The 3,588-nt window shown below is 64.4% G+C and carries 6 protein-coding genes; 4 read left to right on the forward strand and 2 right to left on the reverse strand.

Going from position 1 to position 3,588, the window contains the following annotated elements; genetic code table 11:
• Positions 1-631 (reverse strand): aldehyde dehydrogenase family protein (locus sphsw_RS13300; protein WP_031441030.1); only part of this gene is annotated, 631 nt, incomplete at its 3' end.
• Positions 632-820: 189 nt separating this feature from the next.
• Here sphsw_RS13300 and sphsw_RS13305 point away from each other — a divergent pair.
• The gene (locus sphsw_RS13305; protein ID WP_031441031.1) at positions 821-1,258 is read left to right on the forward strand and encodes a pseudoazurin; all 438 of its coding nucleotides are present in this window, start codon (positions 821-823) and stop codon (positions 1,256-1,258) included.
• Position 1,259: 1 nt separating this feature from the next.
• Positions 1,260-1,559: an EthD family reductase gene (locus sphsw_RS13310; RefSeq protein ID WP_031441032.1), complete on the forward strand. Its 300-nt coding sequence runs from the start codon at positions 1,260-1,262 to the stop codon at positions 1,557-1,559.
• A gap of 102 nt (positions 1,560-1,661) precedes the next feature.
• Here the strand turns inward: sphsw_RS13310 and sphsw_RS13315 are convergent, their stop codons facing one another.
• Positions 1,662-2,204 carry a hypothetical protein gene (locus sphsw_RS13315; protein ID WP_031441033.1) on the reverse strand — a complete coding sequence of 181 codons (543 nt, stop codon included), beginning with the start codon at positions 2,202-2,204 and terminating at the stop codon, positions 1,662-1,664.
• Between the two features lie 64 nt (positions 2,205-2,268).
• Here sphsw_RS13315 and sphsw_RS13320 point away from each other — a divergent pair, with 64 nt between their 5' ends.
• Together sphsw_RS13320 and sphsw_RS18935 are read left to right on the forward strand one after the other, a co-directional pair.
• Positions 2,269-3,066: a quinoprotein dehydrogenase-associated SoxYZ-like carrier gene (locus tag sphsw_RS13320; RefSeq protein WP_042467285.1), complete on the forward strand. Its 798-nt coding sequence runs from the start codon at positions 2,269-2,271 to the stop codon at positions 3,064-3,066.
• Between the two features lie 47 nt (positions 3,067-3,113).
• On the forward strand, positions 3,114-3,588 hold a 475-nt coding region (locus sphsw_RS18935), incomplete at its 3' end, for an MBL fold metallo-hydrolase (protein WP_042467287.1).

Below are 3,588 nucleotides of genomic sequence, written 5' to 3' on the forward strand. Positions count from 1 at the left end.
CCGGTGGCAGCAGGTCGCCGATCACGTCCATCAGCACCATGATCGACATCGGCGTCTGCTCGGCGGGTTTCAGCACGACGCAGTTGCCGGCACCCAGCGCAGGTGCGAGCTTCCACACCGCCATCAGGATCGGGAAGTTCCACGGGATGATCTGGCCGACGACGCCCAGCGGCTCGTGAAAATGATAGGCGATCGTATCGTGGTCGATCTCGGAAATGCCGCCTTCCTGCGCGCGGACGCAGCCGGCAAAATAGCGGAAATGGTCGATTGCGAGCGGGATATCGGCGTTGGTCGTCTCGCGGATCGGCTTGCCGTTGTCGATCGTCTCGACCATTGCGAGCAGATCGAGCTTTTCCTCCATCCGGTCGGCGATCTTGTTGAGGATGTTGGCCCTCTCGGCCGGGCTGCTCTTGCCCCAGGCGTCTTTAGCGGCGTGCGCGGCGTCGAGCGCCAGCTCGATGTCCTCGGCGGTGCCGCGCGCGACCTGGCACACCGTCTTGCCGGTGACGGGGGAAGGGTTGTCGAAATACTGCCCCTTGGTCGGCGCGACCCACTCGCCACCGATGTAATTGTCGTATTTCGATCGGATCGCGATCTGGCCCTTCAACTGGTCGAGTGCCTGCTGCAGCATGATAATCCCTCCTCGGTACAATTCGCCCGCGCGTCAGTGGTGGCGGACGTATCTGTGGCTTGCAGCGACCATCGACCTGCTGCGGCGCACGCGCCATTGCACCAAAGGGCAATTGCGGGATCGTGCCGCAGCGTGCGTGAGGGGACGGCAATCGCGGGTCGAGCCGCGCGCGTTTCAGGAGAGTATCGCATGAAGCTTATCATCGCATCACTGGCGGCAACCGTCGTTTTCGCGGCGGCACCCGCATCCGCCAAGGACGTCACCGTCCATATGAAGACCAGCGGGCAGGGGGGCATGATGGTGTTCGAGCCATCTTTCATCAAGGCGCAGCCGGGCGACGTGATCCACTTCGTCCCGACCAACCCGAGCCACAACGCCGAGACGATCCCGACGATGCTGCCTGACGGGGTCGCACCGAGTTCGGGGCTGATGAACAAGGAGTTCGTTCTCCCCGTCACCAAGCCGGGCATCTACGGCATCAAGTGCAAGCCCCATTACGCGATGGGCATGGTCGCGGTCGTCCAGGTCGGCAACGGCCCCTCCGCGAACCTTGCCGCGGCCAAGGCGGTGAAGGTCCCTGGATTGGCCGGCAAGCGCATGGCCGCCGCACTCGCACAGGCGAAGTAAGATGGCCGGTATCCTGCTCGTCAGCTATCCCGTCACTGAAGGCGCACGCTTCGATCGCGCCTATTACACGGACACGCACATGCCGCTCGTGAAGGAGAAATGGGGACCGCTAGGCCTGACCGATGCGTTGGCGTTGTTTCCCGACGACGATGCGCCGGCTGCCGTCGCGGTGGCGGTACTGACCTTCACCGATGGGGCCGTGCGCGATGCGGCGATGTCAGCGCCGGTAGCAGCAGAGGTGTTCGGCGATGTTCCGAACTTCACGACGATAAGCCCCGCGGCGCAACGCCTTACCGGGTGACGTCTTTACCCCTCCCCAGCGAAGGGAGTAGCCCGGGATGGGTAGGTTCGTGACGGGATTGCGCCTGCCCCATACCTACCCATCCCACCCCTCGAGGATGCGCTATTCACGTCCGAACGGCACCGCATCGACCAGCGGTCGCCCGCTTTCGCTCCAACCATCGGTACCGTCCGCATACCAATAGACATGCCCGTACCCCGCCTTCGCCAACCGGCGCGAGGCGTTCCAGCTCATCCAGCAGTCGGCGAGGCAGAACACGATCAGCGGACGCGAATCGCGCTTGCCGCGAAGCGATGCGACGCCCGTTTCGAACCATGCCGCGATGCCGGGATCAACCACCCCGCGCCCCGCTTCGGGAAACCAGTGCGCCCCAGCGATGCTCGGACGCGGCTTGGCCAGCCGCCAGACGCCCGTCGCCGCATCGCGTACGCCACCCTCGGCCGGCATCACGTCGATCAGGATGGCGCGCTTCTTCGTGCGCAGCCGCGCCACGGTCGTCGTATCGATCCTTGGTACGCGCTCGGGGGCGGTCGGAACGATCGCGCGGTAATGCGCGGTGCGGTATCCGGTCGTGGCGTCGATATCGGAGCGAGGAGCGACCGTTTGCGCAGCGACTGCGACCGCGAAAACCAAGATACGAATCACCGCGGCTCTCCTCCCAAAGTCGGATTGTAGCGCATCCCTCTCGTGCGTACCTTTCTACCAAGGTATGAAGACACTTAGCATCTTGCTCGCCGGCCTTTCGGCCTTTTCTGCCACCGCCGGTGCGGCGCTGCCGAAGGACCAGCTCGGCTCGCCGATGTTCGGTTATGTCGGCAAGCAGGTGTTCGGCGAAAACGCGGTCGTCCGGTTCGATCCGCGAGTGAAGGTCGACTTTCCGAAGATCGCGGAAAATCAGCGCTCCTTTCCGGTCCAGGTCGATGCGCGCGGTATACCCGACGTCATGCGGATCGTGATCTTCGCCGATATGAACCCGATCCAGCAATCGATCGATTTCACTCTGGCGAATGCCGAGCCGTTCATCGCGACCCGGATCAAGCTCGATCAGCGCACGCCGGTGCGCGGAGCGGTACAGCTGAAGGACGGCAGCTGGCTCGTCTCGGGTGGCTGGATCGACGCGGCGGGCGGCGGCTGTTCGGCACCACCGGTCAGCCGCGTCAAGGGCGACTGGGCGCAGCATCTCGGCGAGTCCCGCGGGCGGCTTTGGGAAAGTGCCGGTGCTGCGCGTATCATGCTGTCGTTCCGGCATCCGATGGACACCGGCTTCGTCGACAATATCCCGGCCTATTATCTCGAACAGATAAAGGTCACGTCCTCGGGCGGCAGCGCGATCGGCACGGTTCATATGCAGGCGTCGGTTGCCGAGGATCCGGTCCTGACGCTCATGCCCAAGATCAAGCCAGGCGAGTCGGTCTCGTTCGACGGCCGTGACACCAACGGCATCGAATACGCCGGCACCTTGACCGCAGCAACGGTGAATGCAGCAGTGCAGGGAGCAGGTCGCTGATTCACCGACGAGCATTCGTCGGCGGCTGCCTGGCGAGCGTTGCAGCAATGCCGGTCGTGGCAGCCGCGTTTCGATATGGCCTGAAACCGGAGGTCGTCGCCGATGGCATCTGGGTGGTGCGCGGCGCCGACGACGCGATCCTGATGGGCAATGGCGGCGCGATCGCCAACGTCACGATCCTTGATACCGCGGACGGCGCAGTGCTGGTCGATGCGGGTCCGTCGCTGCGCTATGGTACCGATCTGACCGCGCTTGCAAAAAAGCTGACCGGCAAGCCTGTCGCGCGCGTCTATCTGACCCATCTTCACCCCGATCACACCTACGGTGATGCCGCGTTCCAGCCTCCGCAGATCGCCGGGACACCCGCGCTGATCGCCGAGCTCAAAAGCGAAGGGCCGGGCTTTTCGGATGGCATGTACCGCCTGCTGGGCGACTGGATGCGCGGGACCGAGCTGCACATCCCCGGTCATGTGATCGCTACGCCCAGCGAGACGATCGGCGGCCGCACGCTCCGGCTCCTGG

It is taken from the genome of Sphingomonas sp. FUKUSWIS1 (assembly GCF_000733135.1).
Classification (GTDB): domain Bacteria; phylum Pseudomonadota; class Alphaproteobacteria; order Sphingomonadales; family Sphingomonadaceae; genus Sphingomonas; species Sphingomonas aerolata.